Annotated in this window: 18 protein-coding genes; 6 read left to right on the top strand and 12 right to left on the bottom strand. The window is 69.1% G+C overall.

Annotated features, from left to right (window positions below; translation table 11 throughout):
• The first annotated feature begins 21 nt into the window (after positions 1–21).
• The gene (locus tag YWM_RS0111490) at positions 22–1,296 is read left to right on the top strand and encodes a YeeE/YedE family protein (RefSeq protein ID WP_028850852.1); all 1,275 of its coding nucleotides are present in this window, start codon (positions 22–24) and stop codon (positions 1,294–1,296) included.
• Between the two features lie 407 nt (positions 1,297–1,703).
• Here YWM_RS0111490 and YWM_RS0111485 read toward each other — a convergent pair whose 3' ends face one another.
• From YWM_RS0111485 to YWM_RS0111455, 8 genes are all read right to left on the bottom strand, one after another.
• A complete protein-coding gene (locus YWM_RS0111485) occupies positions 1,704–1,925 on the bottom strand; it encodes a hypothetical protein (RefSeq protein ID WP_028850851.1) in 222 nt (73 codons plus the stop codon).
• Between the two features lie 34 nt (positions 1,926–1,959).
• Positions 1,960–2,166 (bottom strand): hypothetical protein, encoded by a 207-nt coding sequence (locus YWM_RS0111480; RefSeq protein ID WP_052344799.1) that lies wholly within the window; start codon positions 2,164–2,166, stop codon positions 1,960–1,962.
• A gap of 214 nt (positions 2,167–2,380) precedes the next feature.
• Positions 2,381–4,177 (bottom strand): hypothetical protein, encoded by a 1,797-nt coding sequence (locus tag YWM_RS0111475; RefSeq protein WP_028850849.1) that lies wholly within the window; start codon positions 4,175–4,177, stop codon positions 2,381–2,383.
• 81 nt (positions 4,178–4,258) lie between these two features.
• Positions 4,259–6,097 carry a hypothetical protein gene (locus YWM_RS0111470; protein WP_052344798.1) on the bottom strand — a complete coding sequence of 613 codons (1,839 nt, stop codon included), beginning with the start codon at positions 6,095–6,097 and terminating at the stop codon, positions 4,259–4,261.
• A gap of 142 nt (positions 6,098–6,239) precedes the next feature.
• Positions 6,240–6,332: a putative leader peptide gene (locus YWM_RS27180; protein ID WP_425426543.1), complete on the bottom strand. Its 93-nt coding sequence runs from the start codon at positions 6,330–6,332 to the stop codon at positions 6,240–6,242.
• Between the two features lie 190 nt (positions 6,333–6,522).
• Positions 6,523–7,362, bottom strand: coding sequence for a SigB/SigF/SigG family RNA polymerase sigma factor (locus YWM_RS23250; RefSeq protein WP_084612340.1), 840 nt, complete (start codon positions 7,360–7,362; stop codon positions 6,523–6,525).
• A gap of 228 nt (positions 7,363–7,590) precedes the next feature.
• Positions 7,591–9,324: a serine hydrolase domain-containing protein gene (locus YWM_RS0111460; protein ID WP_028850847.1), complete on the bottom strand. Its 1,734-nt coding sequence runs from the start codon at positions 9,322–9,324 to the stop codon at positions 7,591–7,593.
• A 4-nt stretch (positions 9,325–9,328) separates the two neighbouring features.
• Entirely contained in the window at positions 9,329–10,624 is a 1,296-nt protein-coding gene (locus YWM_RS0111455; protein ID WP_028850846.1) for an exo-beta-N-acetylmuramidase NamZ family protein, read from the bottom strand.
• A 127-nt stretch (positions 10,625–10,751) separates the two neighbouring features.
• On the opposite strand from YWM_RS0111455, the gene YWM_RS0111450 reads away from it, so the two are divergent.
• Positions 10,752–11,906 (top strand): winged helix DNA-binding domain-containing protein, encoded by a 1,155-nt coding sequence (locus tag YWM_RS0111450; RefSeq protein ID WP_028850845.1) that lies wholly within the window; start codon positions 10,752–10,754, stop codon positions 11,904–11,906.
• A 61-nt stretch (positions 11,907–11,967) separates the two neighbouring features.
• On the opposite strand, the gene YWM_RS0111445 is transcribed toward YWM_RS0111450, so the two are convergent.
• Complete coding sequence (locus YWM_RS0111445) at positions 11,968–12,927, bottom strand: 2-hydroxyacid dehydrogenase (RefSeq protein WP_043660769.1); 960 nt, start codon at positions 12,925–12,927, stop codon at positions 11,968–11,970.
• A gap of 80 nt (positions 12,928–13,007) precedes the next feature.
• Positions 13,008–14,345 carry an NCS2 family permease gene (locus YWM_RS0111440; protein WP_281168818.1) on the bottom strand — a complete coding sequence of 446 codons (1,338 nt, stop codon included), beginning with the start codon at positions 14,343–14,345 and terminating at the stop codon, positions 13,008–13,010.
• Between the two features lie 164 nt (positions 14,346–14,509).
• Here YWM_RS0111440 and aceB point away from each other — a divergent pair, with 164 nt between their 5' ends.
• On the top strand, positions 14,510–16,087 hold the full coding sequence (gene aceB / locus YWM_RS0111435) for a malate synthase A (protein WP_028850842.1): 1,578 nt from the start codon (positions 14,510–14,512) through the stop codon (positions 16,085–16,087).
• Positions 16,088–16,214: 127 nt separating this feature from the next.
• On the opposite strand, the gene YWM_RS0111430 is transcribed toward aceB, so the two are convergent.
• Positions 16,215–16,676: a MarR family winged helix-turn-helix transcriptional regulator gene (locus tag YWM_RS0111430; RefSeq protein ID WP_028850841.1), complete on the bottom strand. Its 462-nt coding sequence runs from the start codon at positions 16,674–16,676 to the stop codon at positions 16,215–16,217.
• Between the two features lie 90 nt (positions 16,677–16,766).
• Here YWM_RS0111430 and YWM_RS0111425 point away from each other — a divergent pair, with 90 nt between their 5' ends.
• Positions 16,767–17,327: a YceI family protein gene (locus tag YWM_RS0111425; RefSeq protein ID WP_028850840.1), complete on the top strand. Its 561-nt coding sequence runs from the start codon at positions 16,767–16,769 to the stop codon at positions 17,325–17,327.
• Positions 17,328–17,399: 72 nt separating this feature from the next.
• Here YWM_RS0111425 and YWM_RS0111420 read toward each other — a convergent pair whose 3' ends face one another.
• Positions 17,400–18,950 carry a fatty acyl-CoA synthetase gene (locus YWM_RS0111420; RefSeq protein WP_028850839.1) on the bottom strand — a complete coding sequence of 517 codons (1,551 nt, stop codon included), beginning with the start codon at positions 18,948–18,950 and terminating at the stop codon, positions 17,400–17,402.
• Between the two features lie 102 nt (positions 18,951–19,052).
• Here YWM_RS0111420 and YWM_RS0111415 point away from each other — a divergent pair, with 102 nt between their 5' ends.
• Positions 19,053–19,844, top strand: a complete 792-nt coding sequence (locus tag YWM_RS0111415) for a DeoR/GlpR family DNA-binding transcription regulator (protein ID WP_028850838.1) — start codon at positions 19,053–19,055, stop codon at positions 19,842–19,844.
• A 102-nt stretch (positions 19,845–19,946) separates the two neighbouring features.
• Positions 19,947–22,439, top strand: coding sequence for a LamG-like jellyroll fold domain-containing protein (locus YWM_RS0111410; RefSeq protein WP_245566007.1), 2,493 nt, complete (start codon positions 19,947–19,949; stop codon positions 22,437–22,439).
• The last annotated feature ends 21 nt before the right edge of the window (positions 22,440–22,460 follow it).

Raw genomic sequence — 22,460 nt, 5'->3', positions numbered from 1 at the left:
GCCTCTCGACGGAGTATCACCGTGACAGCCAACCCTGCCGCCAAACCGGATACCAAGCAGTTCCTGCTGAGTTCGCCGACCTCGTGCGCGCCGCCGAGACCGCAGCCGGAAGACCCGGTGCGGGTGCCGCCGCTGGTCGTGGCCGCCGTGCTCGCCATCGGCTTGAGCATCTACGTCGGCGCGCAGTACGGCACCAAGTTCGGCGTGCTGCTCGTCCTCGGCCTCGGTCTCGGCGTCGCCCTGTTCCATTCCCGCTTCGGGTTCACCTCGGCGTGGCGCCAGTTGATCGCCGTGGGCAACGGCACGGGGCTGCGGGCGCACACCCTGCTGATCGGCACCGCCACCACGCTGATCGCGTTGATCGCCGCATCCGGGTCGTTCCTGTTCGACTCCGAGCTGTCGGTGCAGGCCAGTCCGATCGGCCTGCCGCTGTTCGCGGGCGCGGCGCTGTTCGCCATCGGCATGCAGCTCGGCGGGGCGTGCGCCTCCGGCACCCTGTTCGCCGTCGGCGCGGGTCAGTCGACCATCTTCCTGACCCTGTTCGGGTTCATCGCCGGCTCGGTGTTCTACACGTGGGCCTATCCGCTGTTCACCGGCTGGCCCGAGGTGCCTGGCCTGGTGCTGTCCGAGCACGTCGGCTGGTTCGGCTCGTGGACGATCACCATCGCCGCTCTGCTGCTGATCGTGGTGCTGACCCGGGTGGTGCAGGCGCGTCGCAACCCGCCGCCGGTGGCCCCGCCGCCGAGCGCACAGGGGCTGGCGAGGATCTACCGGGGTTCGTGGCCGCTGCTGACCGGGGCGGTGGTGCTCGGTGTGCTGGCCGCTGCGGTGTTCCTGGTCTCCGGCAGTATCTGGGGGGTCACGTTCGCGTTCGCGCTGTGGGGCGCCAAGCTCCTCGAGCTGGTCGGTGTCGACGTGCACGGGTGGGAGTTCTGGCAGCAGGCCAAGAACGCGCAGGCGCTGGACTCCTCGATCTTCGAGAACGGCACCAGCCTGACCAACATCGGCATCATGATCGGCGCCGCGCTGGCTGCGGCGGCCGCGGGCGCGTGGAAGTTCCGCGCCGAGATTCCGTGGAAGACCGCCCTGGCCGCGGTGCTGGGTGGCATCTTGATGGGAATCGGCGCCCGGCTGGCCGGTGGCTGCAACATCGGCGCTTACCTGGGCGGCATCTCCACCGGGAACGTGTACGGCTGGCTGTGGGGCGTGGCCGCGCTCGGCGGCACGTGGGTCGGCCTCAAGCTGCGACCGCTGTTCGGTCTCGGCAATCCGAAGCCCACCGACAGCATCTGCTGACAGCAGGAAGGAACAAGGAAGGCCTGGCCGCCGCGGCCGGGCCTTTCTTCAGTTGCATGGAGAATGCCGCGCTCCGAGCGGGGCCGATGGGACGCTCTCGCGGCGCATCCGACCAGGTAGTGAGGGCTCCGACGTCGTGGCGAACTCGCGGGGCCGCACCCACTCGGACTCGCACGGCCTTTCCCGGAAGGCTCGCGCGGCTCGCGCCGAATACCCGTGCGGCTCTGGCCGCAGTGCGGCTCGCACCGACGACCCGCGCGGAGCCCGCCGGGCTCGGCGAACACTCCCCGGCACATGGCGTGACCGCCGACTCCACGGGGACCTTCGCCGGTACGGCTGGCGGATCGCAGGTCCGAACATCGCAAGAGGCCCGGCCAACCAAGGGCCGGGCCTCTGCTGATCGGGGATCAGGCGCCGGGGATGATCTTTCCCGGCGCGGCACTCAGTGACTGGATCAGTCCGATGACCGGCACGCCCAACGGCGCGAACGTGTACTTGTCGTGGTAGTTGGACGTGTCCGGCTCGTCGACGATCTCGGGCTCGTCGGCCAGCGCCGGGGACGCCGACGCGAACAACGCGGCGCCGGTCATCACGGCGGCGACGGTGCCGCGCAGCAGGGTTCTCTTCATGGCAGTTGACCTCTCTGTGGTTGGGGCGGCCTGCTCACCCGGCGAGCAGGGTCAGGACGTCGTACACCGGCGCGAGCGCCTGCGTCGGCAGCTGGCTGATCGGGCCGATGAGGGCCCCTCCGTCCACGCCGGGCAGCACCCACACCGGGGTCTCGGCCGCGCCTGCGATCCCGCCGGACAGACCGAACAGCCCGATCACGGTCGCACCAAGCACCGCGGCCCGCTTCAGGGATGTCTTCATGTCTTCACCTCCTTCGCGTGTGGGGTGGTCACCGCTGGTCACCTGCCAGCGGAAGAGTCGGGGGGTGGTGCGCCGCCTGCGCTGCGCTCACGTCGGTCGGCGGAGGAGCCGGGGTGGTCCACTGCGTCGGTCGCTCACGTCGGTCGGCGGATGCTTCCGGTGTTGCCGCTCGCGTCGGCCGACGAGAACGTCGGGGGCCAGCGGCGCCGAGCGCTCAGCCACTGGCGTCCGCCAGCGGAAGCGTCACGGGAATGACCGTGCTGCGGGGAATCCAGTGACCAGGGCCCTCGCCGGCGGTGGCCATGCCGGGCGCGTGCTTTGCCGTCGGGGACATCGCCATGACGTTGACCTGGGCGACCGCGAAGATCCGTACCGCGTCTGCCGCGTCAGCCTGCCTGCCGGTGGCGCGCAGGTACTCGTGGTAGGCGCCGACGGTCGGGCCTTGCCTGCCGAACGCGTCACCGACGGCCACGGTGAAGTCGACGGCAGCGGGTTGTCGTGGGTCGAACCGCAACGGCACCGACGCGCTGGCCACCGACGTGGCGATCGGGGCGCTGAGCAGCCAGGGCGCCAGGTAGATGCCCCGGGAGTACGTCGGCTTCTCCGCCTGCGCCTTGGCCGCGTGGGTGGTGGCTCGATGCGCCGCCCGCCAGCCGGAGACGACCAGCAGTGCCGAATCCGCGGCCGGCTGGCGCAGAACCCGGATCTCGGCGCGGCCGGCCTCGTCACGCACCGCGGCGTCAGCTGCGCGTCCGCGCGGTGACCGATCCGCGACCAGGGTGATCGCCGGTACGTGCTTGCTGTTCAGGAAGCGCACCAGTTTCCGCAACGCTTCCTCGTCATCCGACGTGAGTACTTCCGACGGGCAGCGATCCACCGCCTGCTGCCGCTCCGCGACCAGGCTGCCCAGCGCGGCCGCGGCGCACTCCGGGCCGTCGTCGGCGGGCAGCGGACGCGGTGCCAGCTCACCGGCTTCGACCCCCAGTTCGTCGCTGCTCTCGCCGCGGGTGATGACCAGGTCGCTGCGACCGCGAGGCAGGTCGACCTCCGCCCACAGGCCTTGCGCGCCGGGCCGCGTGGTGGCGGCGACGCGTTTGCCGCCCGCGGTCACCGTGACCTGCGGACCACCGATGTCGGGGAGGTGTACCAAGTTGGGGCCGGGGCGCTGCGGGCTCACCAGGACCGGGACCTCCAGCTCGTTCAGGTCGACCGACGCCAGCAGCGGGACACCCGGCACCGGCAGATCCGGCGGCTTGGGGACGGCCACGAGTGCGGTCCATGCCAGCAGTGCCGCGGCCACGAATCCTGCGCCGGCCCGGAATCCCGCGCTCGGGGCGCGCCCGGACCGCGCGACGGCGAGGACGACGACCGTGGCGACGGCGGGCAGCAGTACGACCGCCAGCAGCGTCAAGCCGAAAGCGGAAGAGAAGAGCCGACGGTCGAAGCCGATCCCGGACAACCCGACCTGTACCACGCCGACCGCGGTCAACAGCACGGCGAGCGAGATCGCCAACGAGTCGAGCCGGACCGTCGCCGGACGCCACCGATCGGCCGGAGCCGTCAACGCGAGCGCGGCGACACCGAACCAGATCGTCGCCGCCGCGACGTAGGCGGTGTCCAAAGCGAAATCCAACCCGGAACGGCCGGAGACGGATTCGACCACCAGCAACACCAGCAGCGCAGCGGCCGCCCAGCGCGCAAGCACCGGCCGGCGCAGCAGCGTGGGAACCGCCAGCGCCAGCACGGCGTGCACCCCGCCGCCGATCGGGTTCACGTCCGAAACCAGGACCGAGAGCACGGCCAGCAGGGCCGAACCGGCCCCGGCGATCCAGGCGCCGAGCAGCAGTCGGCGCGGCAGCGGCGACACCCCGCCGGAGCTGCGCAGCCACGGGATGAACAGGCCGATCCCGGCGACCACGGCAGCCGGCCACAGCAGCATCAACCGCAGTGCGATGTCCTGCCACGAGCCGCCCGCGCCACCGGCCACATCGGCGACGTGATCGTGAACCATCGACGTTCTCCCTGGTCAGGGGTGCAGTGACCGGTGCGGACGGCACCGGCCACTGCACCCGGATTCATCGGGGACGGGTGACTACTCGAGGTCGCGCTCGGCGATCACGAACAACTCGGAGTGCGGTTTGGCATTGCCGAAGTTGCCGTGCGGCCAGGACTTGCGGTTGAAGTTGATGCCGACCTGGCCGGTGAACTCGTCGCGGAAGTTCTTGTCCACCGTCGCCGAACCGTCCTCGGCGAGCTTGACGATGTTGACCTTGTGGTCACCGTCCAGGCCGGACCGTGCGACGAAGTAGTTCGACACCGCCAGCCGGGTCGGGGACTCGGTCTCCACGTACTTGCCGCTGCCCGAGTCGAGCACGAAGTTGTCGTACGCGCCCCAGTGCGGGCCCGCCCCCGAGACGCCGGGGTTGATCGGCGCGGCACCTGCCACGGTCGGGCAGTCGTCCTCCTGGCCGCCGTTCTCGGACTCCGCCTTCGTGTCGATGCTGCACTTGAAGTCGGTGCCCGCATCGACCAGCTTGCTGATGTCCAGCACGTAGACGCCGCCGGTGGTACCGGGGTCGTCCTTGCCGAGCGTTCCCGGCTGGCGCCCGGTGATCGCCCGGTACAGGAAGCGGTCGTCCGGGCTGGTCTGGATCCAGCCACCGTTGGAGCTGGCGCCGATCGCGTCGTTGCCCGGGAAGATCTTGCCCGCAGCCGCGCCGTCGTCGAACACCTGCGTCCACTTGGGCCGCTTGGCGGTGATGTCCGGCGTGTAGAAGACCGCCCCACCCTGCATCGTCTGCGCGAACGCGCCCTTGTGCTCGGGCTTGTTCGTCACCGTCGTCTCCATGACCGCGCGGCTCTCGGCGTACAGCGGGTCGTAGTCCTTGGCCCGTGGACCGTTCGGCAGGTAGGAGACCGCCCGCAGCTTCGGGTTGTTGCGGTCGGAGATGTCCCACGTGCGCACCGTCGGCCTGCGCAAGTACGGCGACGGCTGCTTCACCGGGTCGAGGATGATGTTCCTCGGCTCGGCGTAGTCGCTGGTCACCAGCGTGTTCAGGTCCTCACGCGCCTGGATGCCGTGCGGGTTGGCGCACGTCGGCTTGCCCAGCGTCGGCAGGTTCTCGCACAGCTTGGCGTTGTCGCCCTGCGGAGTGGCCGCCGACGTCTCCGACAGCACCTTGCCGTTCTGGTCGAACCGGATCACCGCACCGGGGCTGCCTGCGAAACCGTTGCTGATCACGGTCTGCCCGTTCTTGTACGTGTACGGGCCGGGCACCACCGGGCCACCCATGTACGTGCCGTACGCCGTGCCGTCCTTGAGCGTCCAGTAGGCGTCCGGCACCGAGCCGCCGAGCGTCTGCGTCGGCAAGCTGACGCCCTTGAGCTTCAGCTTCGGCAGCTGGGAGACGTCGAACGCGTACGTGGCCGCGGCGAACAGCGCACCCGCGTAAACGGTGTCGCCCTTGTGCCAGACGTACTGCATGTGGTGCGGCTCGTTCTCCACCAGCGGGCCGACCGTGGCGGTGTTGACCACCTTGCCGTAGGTCGGGGAGCCCTCGGTGGCGTCGATGACCGCGAGGAAGTCCGGACCGGGCAGGGCGTTCTTCACCTTGTTCAGGCCCCCGCCGAGCGTGCCCGGCAGGTTCTTGACGTCCTTGACCACGGTGTCGGCGATGTTCTCGTCGCCCGCCCACACCAACAGCCACTTCTTCCGTTTGCCGTCCTCGGTCGACTTCGTGGCCAGATCCGGCACCAGGTGGTTGCGCACCCAGTACCGCTCGCCGTCCGCCGCCTGCACGGCGCTTTCCACCACTTGTACGTCCGCGTATGCGGAGTTACTCAGGCCGGAAGCCCCGAGTAGCCCGGCGGACAGCGCGACCACGGCAAGGAAACTGCCCAGCGTGCGTCCGCGCCATTTCTTCTTCGCCATGTGTTTTCTCCGTCAGTGAGAGAATGATGTGCCCTCGCCAAAGACGCGCATCGACCCGCGGACGGGAAAATGCGCAGCATGAATTGACCGAAACGCGGGTTCACCGCGCCCGGCTAGCGAGAAGGAGTACTACTCGACCCGATCAGCCGACGTCGGCTGCGAGCCGGGGGAGTGCGCTCGAACTGCGTTGCAGGTCGATGTGTAGCCGCTTGGTCAGGAGAACGCACGCCACCATGGCGTAGATCTTTGCTCCGTTCGGCGGTATGGTCAAGACAGATTCCACAGTGCGGGAATCATTTCCACGGCAATTCGAGCGCGCGGATTCCGGCTGGCGGAAAAGTCGACGTCAGGTCGATCGCAGCGTGCTGGCGAAACCGAAACCGCGCGCGTCGGTCCAGTCTCCTGCCGGCAGTGAATGGCGGTGGTCAGCTCGTGGGCTTTTCGCCCAATTCCGCTCGCAGCCTGGCCAGCGACCTGGCCAGCAATCGCGAAACGTGCATTTGCGAAATGCCGATGGTGTGGGCGATCTGGCTCTGTGTCATGTGGCTGAAGAATCGCAGCGCGATGATTCGGCGTTCCCGCTCGGGCAGCTTGCGCAGGGCAGGTCGGAGGTACTCGGCGTCGTCGATGACATCAAGTGCGTCGTCGGTGTCGCCGAGTTGCTCACCGTAGTCGTCGGACGTGGCTTCGTCCTTGCGGATCGGCCGGTTCAGTGAGGCCGGCCGGTACGCGGCCGCGGCGGCCAGGCCCTCCATGACCTCGTCCCGGCTGATGCCCAGGTGCTCGGCCAGCTCGCTGGGGCGCGGGGATCGGCCGAGCTCGTCGGCCAGCACGCCGCCGGCCTTGACCAGCTGCAGATGGAGTTCCTTCATGCGGCGCGGAACTCGCATGGCCCACGTGGCGTCCCGGAAGTGCCGCTGGACCTCGCCCTTGATGGTGGGGACCGCGAACGGCAGGAACCCGCGTCCGTAACCCGGGTCGTACCGGTCGACGGCGTTGATCAAACCGATGGTTGCGACCTGGACCAGGTCCCCGTCGGGCTCGCCGCGGCCGGCGAACCGTCGGGCGATGTGTCGGGCGACCGGCAAGTGCTCGGTGATCAGCCGCTCGCGGAGTTGCGCGTGCTCTTCGGTGTTCGCGTCCAGCTGGCTCAGGCGGGCGAACAGCGCCTCGAACTGGTCGTACTCGCCTTCCCCGGCGCGGTTGTGCCGCGCCCGTGTGGGAGTGGGTGCCGTGACTGTCGCGTTCGTGTGCGGTGCCTCCACCAGATGCCGCCTTGTCGGGTGCACTGTCGCGTTGGGGGCGGCTGGGTGCTCAACCGCGACGTCCAGGGTCGCAGAGACAGACCAGTTTGTCCAGATAAGAGACAGACCTGTCTTATAGTGAAACCGCTGCTCAGGGTGGGTTTCCCGGCGTGATGTGATTCACCTGCTGGGAAAACAGGCGGTATCGGCGCCCGCCCGTCCTCGGGCACCGAATTCCTAGGTGGTCCTTCAGCGCTCGACGGCCTCCCAGCCGTCCGCATCCAGAAGCTCGGGGTGGCGTTCAGCGTCGAGCAGCAGCCGCGGGCCCGCGGTGGCGCGGATGCCGTCCACGAACACACCGCGTCCGGCCTGCGTCGCGTCGGTCACCGATCGCCATCGCACCAACAGGGCACCGGGCTCGAGTTGGGCAACGGCCCGCATCCAGCGTCGTTTCCCGGTATCGGTGTACGACCCGTCGGTGCGCGTCACGTCGCCTCGGTCGTGGACCTCGAAGGGAACCGGCGACCACGACCTGCCGCCGTCGGCGGACGCCTCCAGATACAGCGACTCGGTGGACTCCAGGTCGACGAACAGGTCGAACGTCAGCTCGGCCCCGCCTGCCGGGACGTTCACCGGCGCATCCAGCGTCGCCGTCGTAGTGGGCTGCACACCGGAGAACCACGCGTCGTCACCGTGCCGAGGTCGCACGGCCAAGGCTTCCGCCAGCCCTTGCGCGACGGCTTGCCGCACCGGGTTGATGCTGCCGCGGGTGCGCGTCGGGTGGACCCGGTTGGTCAGCAGGATGGCGAACGAGCGGGACGGGAAGTCGATCACCAGCGACGTCCCGGTGAAGCCGGTGTGGCCCGCGGTGCGCGGCCCGGCCAGCCCGGACATGTACCAGCGCTGGTTGAGTTCGAACCCGAGCCCGTGGTCGTCGCCGGGGAACTCGGGCGTGAAGTTGGTGATCATCAGCTCCACGCTGCGGCGGGACAGGATCCGCTCACCGTCGTAGCTGCCGCCGTTGAGCAGCGCCTGCGCCAGCACCGCCATGTCGTCGGCCGTCGAGAACACGCCCGCGTGGCCCGCGACGCCGCCCAGGGACCAGGCGTTCTCGTCGTGCACCTCGCCGTGCACCATCCCGCGCGGCGGCGCTGCCTGATACTCGGTGGCGGCGATGCGGTCGCGCTTGGCCGGGCTCGGGTTGTAACCGGTGTCGGCCATGGCGAGCGGGCTGGTGATGCCGTCGGCCACCAGCTCGTCCAGCGACTTGCCACTGACCCGCTCGACCAGCACGCCGAGCGTGATCAGGTTCAGGTCCGAGTACTCGTACGTGCTGCCCGGCTCGTTGGCCAACTCGGCGGTCAACGCCGCGTGCAGGCGCGACTCGGGGTCCGGGTAGTCCGACCACAACGGCAGCCACGCAGGCAGACCGGAGGTGTGGGTCAACAGCTGCCGGACGGTGATGGACTCCTTGCCGTTCTCGGCGAACTCCGGCACGTACTGCGCCACCGGGACGTCCAGGTCGACCTTGCCCGCTTCCACCTGCTGCATCACCACGATGGACGTGAACAGCTTGGACACCGACGCCATGTCGAAGATCGTGTCGGTGCGCATCGGCAGCTGTTCGTTCGCGGGCAGCTCGGTGCCGTCGGCGTCGGCGTAGCGCAGCGCCCAGCCGGTGGCCTCCTTGGCGACGATCTTGCCGTGGTGGCCGAACACGGTGACCGCGCCGGGCAGCAGAGGGAGCTCGTCGCCCGCGGGCTTCGTGGCGTCGCGGACCGCGGCAAGCGCTGTCTTGATCGGCTCCGCATCCAGGCCGACCGACTCCGGGGGCGCTTCGGCCAACGTGGTGTTCGGCGGCGAGAAACCGGGACGCGGGTGGTCGTAGCGGCCGGCATCGCCGGGCAACGACTCGCCGTGCGCCGGGGTCATTCCCCCGAACGTCAGTGCGGCCACCGCCAGCACCACTACTGATTTGCGCATCGCGTCAACCCCGGTAGAGCAGGTAGGGACGGCGCTGCCGGTCGAACGCCGCTTGTTCATCGTGCCACGCCGCGACGATGTCCTCAGCCGATGCGCCGGCGGCCAGCATCGTGCGGAACCGGTCCGACCCGGTGAGCAGGTCGATCCACCGGCCGTGCGGGTCGTCCCCGGCCCGCCAGTCGAACTCGTCGTAGAGCGTGGCGGCGGTGACGATCATGTGCGTGGCCACCTCGATGGCCTCTACGCGTTGCGGGTCGACGATGTGCACCTGGACGCCCGCGCAGACCTCGCCGGCGTGCTTGCTGAAGGTCGGCACGAAATACGCCTCGCGGAACCGCACCCCGGGCAGGTCGAGCTCCTCCAGGGCGTGCGCCCAGCGGTGGTCCAGGTACGGCGCGCCGATCAGCTCGAACGGCCGGGTGGTCCCTCGGCCTTCGGACAGGTTGGTGGCCTCGAACAGACACGTGCCCGGATACAACAGAGCGGTGTCCGCGGTCGGCATGTTCGGGCTGGGCAGCGTCCACGGCAGGCCGGTGTCGGCGAACAGCATGCTCCGGCGCCATCCACGGACCTGCACCACATCGAGTTGACCGACTTGCCCGTCTGCTTGTTCGGGCAGCAGCTCGCCGTTGAAGAAGCGCGCGAGCTCGCCGACCGTCATGCCGTGCTGCTGCAGGATCGGCTGTTTGCCGACGCCGGACTGAAAGCCGTCGACGAGCATCGGCCCGCGCACGTGCCCGCCGACCGGATTCGGGCGGTCGAACACCACGAACCGGATGTCCGAGCCGACCGCGCCCGCCATCGCCTCGTACATCGTCCATATATAGGTGTAGAAGCGGGCCCCGACGTCCTGGATGTCGAAGACCACGGTCTCCACGCCGGATTTGCGGTACAGCTCGCGGAACTTCGTCGCGTCGGCGCCGTAGGCGTCGTAGACCATGATCCCGGTGCGCGGGTCGACGTGGTCGCCCTCGCCGTCACCGGCTTGTCCGGTGCCACGGAATCCGTGCTCGGGTCCGAACACCGCCACGACGTCGACCGAGCCCGAGGCGTGCATCTGGTCGACGATGCTGGTCAGCGCGGTGGTGATCCCGGTCGGGTTGGTGATGACACCGACCTTCTGCCCGGCGAGGTCGGCCCAGTTCTCGGCCGCCATCACGTCCGCGCCGGGAAGTACTCGGTGATGCGGCGAGGCGGCGGTGCCGGACGGTGCGGCGACCGCGGGAGCGGCGCCGGTGACGAGCGGAGTTGCGGCCGCACCGGCGGCTCCGACCAAGAAGCTTCGGCGTCTCATCCCCATCCTTTCTCGGGCTCGGCCGGGTACGGCCGACACAGCACAGGCATAGCGTGCTCGGCAGGCCGCGCGGAGTCCAGCGAGTGGGAATTTTTCGTCCGGGAACGTCGGTGGGCGTGGCTAAGCTCGCGCCATGACCAGCTCGGTGGCCGAAGTGTCGGCCGTGCAGTTGAACCGTGCCACGCTGAGCCGCCAGTTCCTGCTGGAGCGGGAGCGGCTCGACGTCGCGGACGCGGTGCGGCGGCTGATCGCGGTGCAGGCTCAGCAGCCCGAATCGGTGTACGTGGCGCTGGCGAGCAGGCTGGCCGATTTCGATCCGGCGGAGCTGGACGCGGCCTTCGCGCAGTTCACCGTGGTCAAGGGGACGCTGTTGCGGATCACGCTGCATGCGGTTCACCAGGAGGATCACGCGACGCTGCGGACGGCCGCTCTGCCGACGATTCGCCCCGTCGCATTCGACAGGCAGTTCACGCCGTCCGGCCTGCGCCCCGAGGACGTCGACGCCATGGTGCCCGCGTTGATCGAGTTCGCCGCGACGCCGCGGACGAGCCAGGAGCTGCAGCGGTGGATCGCCGAGCGGTTCGGTGGCGAGTCACCTCCGGGGGTGTGGCGCGCGCTGCGGGTGATCGCGCCGTTGGTGCACGAGCCGACCGGCGGCGGGTGGGCGTTCGGGAACCGGCCGAGCTTTCGCGCCGCCACCGAGATCGCGGGCTCGGCCGACCCGGAGCGGAGCGCCGAGGCCGGCAAGGCGGTGGTGCAGTGCTACCTGTCGGCGTTCGGTCCGGCGAGCATTGCCGACATCGCACAGTTCGTGGGGATGCAGCGGACCCGGGTGAAGAAGGCTGTGCAGGATCTCGGCGACGAGCTGATCACCGTGCGCGGGCCCGACGGATCGGTGCTCCACGACGTGCCCGAGGGTCGCATTCCCGCGCCGGACGTGCCGGTGCCGCCTCGGCTGCTGCCGATGTGGGACAACCTCCTGCTGGCGTACGCCGACCGCAGCCGGGTGATCCCTGCGGAGTACCGCAAGATCGTGACCCGGGTGAACGGCGACTGCCTGCCGACGTTGCTGGTCGACGGAAAGGTCGTCGGGGTGTGGCGGGTCGTGGACGGCAAGGTGGAGGCGACCCCGTTCGAGCCGCTGCCCTCCTCGGCATGGCGCGGGCTGACCGAGGAGGCCGAGCGGTTGCTGGAGCTGCTCGGTCATCGGGAGCCTGCCCTGTACCGGCGGTACCACCACTGGTGGCGGCGGCTGCCCGAGGAAGGGCGCCGGATTCTGGCCGGGTGATCCGGCGGGGGCGATCGCGCTAGGCGGAAGTGCCTGGGCGTCCCCCGCTCGCCCCAGCTGGTCAGCGCCGCGGCTCGACCACCGGATCGACCAGCGTGCCGTCCCGCAAGAACTGCTCGAGGTTGCGCGCTGCGACGTCGGACATCGCCTTGCGCGTCTCCACGGTCCCGCTGCCGACGTGCGGCAGCAGCATCACGTTGTCCAGTTCGCGCAACCGCTGCGGCACGTGCGGCTCGTCGACGTAGACGTCCAGCCCGGCGCCGGCGAGACCGCCTGTGGCCAGCAGCTCCACCAACGCGTCCTCGTCGACGACGCTGCCGCGCGACACATTCACCAGGTAGCCGCGAGGCCCAAGCGCCTCGAGCACCGAACGGTCGACCAAGTTCACCGTCTCCGGCCCACCCGTCACCGCGACGACCAGCACGTCGACCGCCTCGGCCAACGTGGCAGGGGAGTCGTAGTACGGATAGTCGACGTCGTCCGCGCGGCGACGGCTGTGGTACGCGATCCGGCAACCGAACGGCTCGAGCCGGGCGGCCACCGCGCGCCCGATGCGGCCGAGACCCAAGATCCCGACCAGCGACCCGCCGACCTTGCGGGTCAACCGGAACGGCCCCTCGGTCTCCCACCGGCCTTGCCGTACATACCGGTCGGACGCGGCGAACCCGCGCATCGCGTCGAGCAGCAGCGCCACGGCGGTGTCGGCCACGCAGTCGGTCAGCACGTCCGGCGTGTTGCTGACCCCGATCCCGCGCCGCTCCGCCTGCGCCAGGTCGGTGCTGTCGCACCCGGTACCGAAGTTGATCACGGCCCGTAGGTTCGGCAGCGCCGCCATCAGCTCGCTGCCCACCCCGGCGAACGCGGTGGTCACGGCGACGTGCACGGATTCGGCGTGCTGGGCGAGAAACGCGTCGCGTTCGCCTTCCCCCGGCAGCACGAGCGGATCGTGCTCGTTCACCGCCGCCTGCAACCAGGGCGGCAACGCGCCGACGACAAGGACGCGACCGTTGTGATCAGACATGGTCACAGTGTCTCCGAACTGTCTCCCGAACTGTCTCCGAACTGTCTCCCGAACTGTCTCCCGAGCTGGGGCGTGAGTTGTCAGGCCAGCCAGATGAAGTAGGCGCAGACCACGGCGAACAGCACGTAGCCCACCGGGTGGACCTCGCGCCACCGCCCGCGTGCGGCCATGGCCAGCGGATAGAAGAACAGTCCGACGGCGATGCCGGTGGCCACCGAGTACGTCAGCGGCATCGCGATGACCGTGAGGAACACCGGGATGGCGTACTCGATCTTGCTCCAGTCGACCTCGCCGAGCCCGCGTGCCATCAACACACCCACGATGATCAGCGCGGGCGCGGTCACGGCAGGTGTCACGACACCCAGCAGCGGGGAGAAGAACAGAGCGAGCAGGAACAGCACCGACGTCGCCACCGACGTCAACCCGGTGCGCCCGCCCGCGGCAACACCCGCGGACGACTCCACGTATGCGGTGGTGGTCGACGTACCCAGCACCGCGCCACCCATCGCCGCGACGGAGTCCGACACGAATGCAGCGCGCGCCCTGGGGAGTTTGCCGTCACGCAGCAGACCCGCCTGGCCGGCGATGGCGATCAGCGTGCCCGACGTGTCGAAGAAGTCGACGAACATCATCGTGAAGATCACCACGAGCATCTCGCCGACGAACAGGTCGGGCAAGCTGGTGATGGCCTGGCCGAACGTCGGCGCCAGGCTCGGCACCCCGGCCACGACGCCGGAGGGCGGCTCGATCACCCCCAGCACCACGCCGACCAGGCCGGTGAGCACCATGCCGTAGAACACCGCGCCGCGCACACCTTTCACCAGCAGCAACGCGGTGGCCACCAGCCCGAACAACGCCAGCACGGTCTCCGCGCGACCCAGATCGCCGAGCGCGACGAACGTCGAGTCGTCAGCCACCACGATCTCGGCGTTGCGCAGCCCGACGAACGCGATGAACGCCCCGATCCCCGCTCCGGTGGCGAGCTTGAGCTGCATCGGGATGGCGTTGATGATCGCTTCGCGCAGCCCGGTGAGCACCAGCACGAAGATGAGGAACCCGCTGACCAGCGTGCCTGCCAACGCCGTCTGCCACGGGATGCCGAAGCCCAGCACGACGGTGAAGGCGAAGAACGCGTTGACGCCCATGCCCGGCGCCAGTGCGATGGGGTAGCGCGCCCACAGACCCATCACCAACGTGCTCAGCGCCGCGGCCAGACCGGTGGCGACGAACACGGCCTCCCGGTCCATGCCCGCTTCGCCGAGGATCTGCGGGTTGACGAACAGGATGTAGCCCATCGCCAGGAAGGTGGTCAGGCCGGCGATCAGCTCGCGCCCGACCGTCGTGTCGTGGTCGGACAGCCGGAAGTACCGGTCCAGCATGCCGCCCGTCCGCTGACCCCTCCGTTGGTTCACCGCCATGCCCACACCTCCGCAGTCAGAACGGTGACACCCTGCCAATACGCGCTGCGCACGACAACATCAGGGGCACAAGCCGGGACTGTGATTTCGAGCGCCGGACGCGATGAGGCATGGTGGGCACAGCCTGCTTGATTGTGCTGGCGAACTCGAGTGGAGTGGGGTTCATGGCGGAAATTGAGGTTGTGGGGCCGGACGTCGAGCGCGGCGAGGAGATCCTCACCGAGGAGGCGCTCGGCTTCGTCGGCCATCTGCACGAGCAGTTCGCACGGCGCAGGGACGAGTTGCTGGCCGCCCGCGCCCAACGGCGGGCCGAGGCGTCGCGCACCGGGAGGCTGGACTTCCTGCCGGAGACGGCGGACGTGCGATCCGGGGAGTGGCGGGTGGCCGAGGCCCCCGAGGCATTGCGGGATCGCCGGGTCGAGATCACCGGACCCACCGAACGCAAGATGACCATCAATGCGCTGAACTCCGGCGCCAAGGTGTGGCTGGCGGACCTGGAGGACGCCAACACGCCGCACTGGCACAACGTGGTCGGCGGGCAGCTGAACCTGTTCGAGGCCGCTCGCCGGACGATCTCGCTGGACACCGGGCAGAAGCGCTACGAGCTGCGCACCGATGCGTCGCTGCCGACCGTGGTCGTCCGTCCGCGCGGCTGGCACCTGCCGGAGCGGCACCTGCTCGTCGACGGCAAGCCCGCGGTCGGCGCGCTGGTCGACTTCGGCCTGCACTTCTTCCACAACGCCGTCTACCTGGCCGAACGCGGCGAGGGCCCGTTCTACTACCTGCCCAAGATGGAGTCGCACCTGGAGGCGCGGCTGTGGAACGACGTGTTCACGTTCGCGCAGCGTGAGCTGGGGATTCCGCACGGCACGGTGCGCGCCACGGTGTTGATCGAGACCATCCCGGCCGCGTTCGAGATGGAGGAGATCCTCTACGAGCTGCGCGACCACGCTTCGGGCCTGAACGCAGGACGGTGGGACTACCTGTTCAGCGTGATCAAGTATTTCCGGGACGCGGGCGAGAAGTTCGTGTTGCCCGACCGCAACGCGGTGACGATGACGGCACCGTTCATGCGCGCCTACACCGAGCTGCTGGTGCGCACCTGTCACAAGCGCGGCGCGTACGCCATCGGCGGCATGGCGGCGTTCATCCCGAACCGGCGTGACCCCGAGGTCACCGAGCAAGCGCTGGCGAAGGTCCGCGACGACAAGACCCGCGAGGCCAACGACGGCTTCGACGGATCCTGGGTGGCCCACCCGGACCTGGTGCCGGTGTGCGCCGAGGTGTTCGACGGTGTGCTGGGGGAGAGGCCGAACCAGCTCGAGCGGCTACGCGAAGACGTGTCGGTGACCGCGGAGCAGCTGCTCGACGTGGCGTCGACACCGGGCTCGGCCACGGCGGAAGGCCTGCGGGGCGCGGTCGACGTCGGCGTGCGGTACATCGCCTCGTGGCTCGGCGGCAACGGAGCAGCCGCCATCCACAACCTGATGGAGGACGCCGCGACGGCGGAGATCTCCCGGTCGCAGATCTGGCAGTGGGTGAACAACGGCGTGCGGCTGGACGACGGCACGCAGGTCACCGCCCGACTGGTACGGGACGTGCTGGCCGAGGTGAAGTCCGAACTGGACGGTCAGGTGCCCGCGGAGCTGGTGCAGCCTGCGATCGAGTTGTTCGAACAGGTCGCGCTCGCCGACGAGTTCGTCGACTTCCTGACGTTGCCGGCCTACGACCGGATCGGTTGACTCGTCACGGCGAACGGGTCGGCGTGCGGCGCTCGCCCACGCCGGCCCTCCGGCCGGACCCCGACGGCCGACTCCCGGATTCGGCGAACAGCGACGGCCATCCCGGTCCGTTCGCTGTGACGCCCGCTCAGTCGGGGCAGTCCAGGCCCTCCAGGATCCGGGCGCTGATGGCTTGCAGCTGCTTGGCCTCGTCGTCGCTGAGCTTGTCGAACACCAGCTGCTGCACCGTCTCGACATGCTTGGGCGCGGCTTGCTCGATCGCCTTTCTGCCGCGCTCGGTGATGGCCACGTACGCGCCGCGCCCGTCCTCGGTGCACGCGCGCCGTTCCACCAACCCGCGCTTCTGCATGCGCGCGACTTGGTGAGACAGGCGGCTTTTCTCCCAGGTCAGGATGCGGGCGAGCTCCGCGTACCGCACGCGGCCTTCAGGCGTGTCGGTGAGCGCGACCAGCACTTCGAAGTCCGCGATGGACAACTCGGAGTCGGCCTGCATCTGCCGCACCAACGCCGCGTTGAGCCGCTTGCTCATGAGCAGGTACGTGCGCCACACGCACTGCTGCTCGTCGGTGAGCCACCGTGTCTTCGCCATCACACGATCCAGTGTAGCGAAATAGTTGACGTGTCACCAATGTTGGCCGTAATGTAGATGACGCATCAACGAGTTGGAGGACACCACACTATGACTGCAACGCAGATCGATCGGGCCGAGTTGACCGGCACTTACCAGTTGGACCCCACGCACACCCGCCTGGGCTTCGTGGCCAGGCACGCGATGGTCACCAAGGTCCGCGGCGCGTTCAACGAGTTCACCGGCACCGCCACCATCGACGGCACCGACCCGAGCAAGTCGAGCGCCTCGGTGACGATCAAGGCCGACAGCATCGACACGCGCAACGCCGATCGTGACGCCCACCTGCGCGGCAGTGACTTCCTGGAGCTGGACAAGTACCCGGAGATCACCTTCTCCTCCACCGAGATCAAGCAGACCGGTGAGGACACCTTCGACGTCACCGGTGACCTGACCATCAAGGGCGTCACCAAGCAGGTGACCATTCCGCTGACCTTCGAGGGCTCGGCACTGGACCCGTTCGGCAACAAGCGGATCGGCTTCGAGGGCAGCACCACGATCAGCCGCAAGGAGTTCGGCATCACCTGGAACGCCACGCTGGAGACCGGCGGCGTGCTGGTCGGCGACAAGGTCGTGCTGGAGTTCGAGATCTCGGCCGTCAAGACCGACTGAGACATCCCAGGCAGACAAGTGCCCGCTCACCAGTCCGGTGAGCGGGCACTTCTCGTACGACCGGGTGGCGGATCAGCCGACCGCGTCCGGCGAGCCGCCGTACTTCGCCCGCAGCTCGCGCTTGAGTAACTTGCCCGACGGGTTCTTGGGTAGCTCGTCGACCAGGTAGACCGCCTTCGGCACCTTGTGCGGCGCCAGGTGCTCCTTGGCGTAAGCGATCAACTCGTCCGGCCCGACCTCGGCCTTGGGCACCACGACCGCCGTGATGGCTTCGATCCAGCGCTCGTGCGGCAACCCGATCACCGCAACCTCGCCGACCGCCGGGTGGCCGTAGAGTGCTTCCTCCACTTCGCGGGAGGCCACCAGCACGCCGCCGGTGTTGACCACGTCCTTGATCCGGTCCACCACGTACAGGTAGCCCTCTTCGTCGACCCGGACCAGATCGCCCGAGCGGAACCAGCCGTCCTCGGTGAACGCCTCGGCGGTTTCCTCCGGCTTGCCCCAGTAGCCGCGACACAACTGCGGGGAGCGGTAGACGACCTCGCCGCGCCCGCCGGGCTCGACGTCCTTGCCGTTCTCGTCCAGCACGCGGACCTCGACGAACAGCACCGGACGACCGATCGAGTCCGGCCGCCTCTCGTGCTCCTCCGGCCGCAGCACGGTCGCCAGCGGGCCGATCTCGGACTGGCCGAAGCAGTTGTAGAAACCCACGTCCGGCAGCACCTGCTGGAGCTTCTGCAGCACCGGCACCGGCATGATGGACGCGCCGTAGTACGCCTTGCTCAGGCTGCTCAGATCCGCGGTGGTCAGGCCCGGGTGATTGGCCATGCCGACCCACACCGTCGGCGGGAAGAACAACGACGTGATCCCGTCCTGCGGCACCCGGCGGAAGATTTCGTCCAGGTCTTGAGCCGGGACCAGGTGGTTGGTGGCGCCGACGGCCAGCCCGGGGATCAGGAAGACGTGCATCTGCGCGGAGTGATACAGCGGCATCGAGTGCAACGGCACGTCGTCCTGGCGCAGGTCGAGCGCGGCGATGCTGGAGGCGTACTCGTGCACCAGCGCACGGTGGGTCAGCATCGCACCCTTCGGGCGCGACGTCGTGCCCGAGGTGTAAAGCAGCTGGACCAGATCGTCGTCGTCGACGCCGCTTTCGGTGTGCTCGGGCGCGTTGTCGTCCAACGCCCAGCGCAGCAGGTCGATCTCACCGTCGCCGTCCCGCAGCGTGCCGCGGCGCAACGACCCGATCTGATCGGCCACCTCGTCGACCAGTGGCTCCAGCGCCGGGTCGACCAGCACCAGCGACGGCTCGGACTGCGTGAGCAGGTACGCCAGCTCCTCGCCCCGGGAGTTGAAGTTGATCGGCACGTGCACCAGGCCGGCGCGGGCGCAGCCGAGATAGGACAGCAAGTACGCGTCGGAGTTCTTGCCGAACGCGATGACCCGATCGCCAGGGGAGAGCCCCTGCGCCAGCAGGCCGGCCGCAACACGGCTGACGGCTCGGTCCAGTTGCGCGTAGGTCCAGCGGCGATCGGCGAAGGTCAGGGCCAGCTTGTCCGGTAGGCGGCGAGCAGTTCGCTCGAGGATGCGGCCCACCGTGCTCGGGTACGTCGGTGCAGTCACGGCCCTATCGTGACACAGCCCACGTCCGTTCGATCCCCTCGACGAGGCGCCGGGCAAAACCGAGCCACCGCCTGTCGGCGGGATCGGCGCTAGATTCGTCACGTGTTCGCGGCGCAACGACGGCAACGAATCCTCGAGCTGGTCCGCTCCAACGGCGCCATCTCGCTGCGTGAGCTGGCCGAGGAGGTCGGCTCGTCCGACGTGACCGTGCGGCGTGATCTGAAGGCCCTGGAGGCCGAAGGCATGCTGGACCGGCGGCACGGCGGAGCGGTCGTGCCGGGTGGCCTGGCACACGAGCAGTCGTACTCGGAGAAATCGCTGGTCGCGGCGGACGCGAAGGCGGCGATCGGCCGTCTTGCCGCCGAGCTGGTGAGCGACGGTGACGCGATCGTGGTCGGTGCGGGGACGACCACTCGGGCGTTCGCCGCCCGGTTGCGCAGGTGCAGTGAGCTGACCGTGGTGACCAACTCGCTGCGGGTCGCCGAAAGCCTGGCGGGCGCCGGCGGTGTCGACGTCGTGATGACCGGCGGGCTGCTGCGGAGCTCGATCCACGCTCTGGTGGGCACGACGGCCGAGGAGACGCTCGGCCGCGTGCGGGGTACCCGCGCGTTCCTGTCCGGCAACGGGCTCACCGCCGAGCGCGGCTTGTCCACGCCGAACCTCGCCGTCGCCGGGGTCGACCGTGCCATGGCCGCCGCCGCGGCCGAGGTCGTGGTGCTGGCCGACCACACGAAGATCGGCGCTGACGCGCTGCTGCAGACCGTGGCGACGGAGCACATCCACCATCTCGTCACCGACGACCGGGCCGACCCCGACGAGCTCGCCGCGTTGCGCGAGCGGGGTGTCGAAGTGCACGTCGCGCAGGTCAAATCTGCCCACAAGGGCCGTTCCTGACTCACCGATTGCGCTGCGTGCGTGACATTTCTTGACAGATTTCTTTCGCGGGTGACTGAATTTGATCGATTGCGATCACGCGCGCCACAAGGAGGTCGGCCCGTGGGGAAGTCGAAGAAGTTGCTCGGGGTGATCGGCGCGGCGATCGTCGTCGCCGCGCTGGCGGTGGCACCGGCGCAGGCCGATCCGGGGTGGCAGCCGGGTGATCCACCACTGTCCACGCCGTGGACCGATCAGGTCGGCCCGGACAACGCCCTGCCCGAGTACCCGCGGCCGCAACTGGTGCGCGACGCGTGGCAGAACCTCAACGGCGTGTGGGAATTCGCCTCCGCGAGCGACCTGTCGAACCCGCCGGTCGGGCAGACGCTCGGCGAGCGGATCCTGGTGCCGTATCCGGTGGAGTCCGCGCTGTCCGGGATCCAGCGCAACGAGGATCAGATGTTCTACCGGCGGACGTTCGAGGTGCCCGCGGACTGGAACGTCGGTGGCGGCCGGCGGCTGATGCTCAACTTCGGCGCGGTCGACTACGACACCACGGTCTGGGTCAACGGCGAGCAGGTCACCACGCACCGCGGCGGCTACGACCGGTTCTCCGTCGACATCACCGACGCGCTGACCGGCTCGGGACCGCAGGAGCTGATCGTCGGGGTCGCCGACCGGGCCGACGAGACCTGGCAGCCGGTCGGCAAGCAGCGTCAGGTGCCCGACCGCGGCATCTTCTACACCGGGGCCTCCGGCATCTGGCAGACCGTGTGGCTCGAGCCGGTGCCGGCCAACCATGTCACCGAGCTGGACATGGCCCCGAAGCCGGCCGACGAGAGCCTCGAGCTGACCGTGCACACGCCCAGCGACGCCACGGTCGAGGCGATCGCCTACGACGGGCAAGCCGAGGTCGGATCGGTACGCGGCCAAGCCAACCGCCCGCTGCAACTGCCGGTGCCGAACCCGAAGCTGTGGTCGCCGGACTCGCCGTTCCTCTACGACCTGAAGGTGCGAGTACTCGACGGCGAGGAGACGGTGGACGAGGTCGACTCCTACTTCGGCATGCGCGAGATCGGCACGAAGCGGGGCGCCGACGGCAAGCTGCGCATGACGCTCAACGGCGAGATCTTGTTCCACCTGGCCACGCTGGACCAGGGTTACTGGCCGGACGGCATCTACACCGCGCCGACCGACGAGGCGCTGGCGTTCGACCTGGAGCAGCACAAGGAACTGGGCTTCAACGCGGTCCGCAAACACATCAAGGTCGAACCGGACCGCTGGTTCTATCACGCCGACCGGCTCGGGCTGCTGGTGTGGCAGGACATGCCGTCGATGAAGAACGTGGAGAACGAGGTCCCGCCGCAGCAGGACCGTGCGGAGTTCGAGCGGCAGTTGCACCGGATCATCGACCAGAACGACGCGTGGACGTCGGTGGTGGTATGGGTGCCGTTCAACGAAGGCTGGGGCGAATGGGACCGCGCCGAGACCGGCCGCATCGCCGACGAGGTCAAAGCGCAGGACCCGACCCGGCTGGTGAACGCGCACAGCGGCGTGAACTGCTGCTTCTCCAAGGGCGACTCCGGGCGCGGCGACATGATCGACCACCACGCCTACGTCGGTCCGGCCCGGGTGGCTCCGGACGACAACCGCGTGGCGGTGGACGGTGAGCACGGTGGTTTCGGCCTGGAGGTCGAGGGTCACATGTGGTTCGGCGAGGGCCACGCGTACGAGATGACGCCGGACTCGGCCACGTTGACCCGCCGCTACGTGGAGAACCAGCGTGACGTGCTGGCGTCCGCACAGAGCTGCGGCATCTCCGGATCGGTCTACACCCAGATCACCGACGTCGAGCACGAGGTCAACGGCTTCTTCACCTACGACAGACAGGTGAAGAAGATGGACTTCGCGCAGGCACGCAAGATCAACGAGGAGATCATCGCGGGCGCGGACGGCTCCGGTGACGGCGACGATCCTTCGCCGGGCACGCCCGGCCTGACCGGTATCCACTACTACCCGTTCAGCGAGGGCTCCGGCTCGACCACCGCCGACGAAGCAGGCCGGGAGAACCCGGCCGACGCGACGCTGGTCAACGGGCCGACGTGGACAACCGGCAAGCAGGGCAGTGGGCTGCAGTTCGGCGGCGAGGCCTACGTGGACACCGGGCGGTCGCTGCTGGACACCACCGGCGACTACTCGGTCGCCGCCTGGGTGAAGCTGGACTCGCTGGACGACTGGGCCACCGCGGTGAGCCAGGACGGCGCCACCGACAGCGCGTTCTTCCTGCAGTACTCGCTGGAGGACCGCCGGTTCGCGTTCAGCTTCGTCGGCGTGCGGGCGCTGGCCGACCAGCAGCCGGAGACCGGACGCTGGTACCACCTGGTCGGCGTGCGCGACAGCAAGTCGGACACGATCAAGCTGTACGTCGACGGCCAACTCGCGGGCACCGCGAGCGCGTGCACCGGCAGTGAGGCGACCGGGAACACGGTGATCGGCCGGGCGAAGTTCGGCGGTGACCACGTCGACCACTGGCGCGGCGCGATCGACCAAGTGCACGTCTACGACCGCGCGCTGTCCGACCGCGAGGTGGCCGAGCTGCACGCCACCGGGCGCTGATCGAACGACCTCAGCCGCCGC

This window comes from Thermocrispum municipale DSM 44069, assembly GCF_000427825.1.
Classification (GTDB): Bacteria; Actinomycetota; Actinomycetes; order Mycobacteriales; family Pseudonocardiaceae; genus Thermocrispum; species Thermocrispum municipale.
This window is presented reverse-complemented; position numbering and strand designations above follow the sequence as displayed.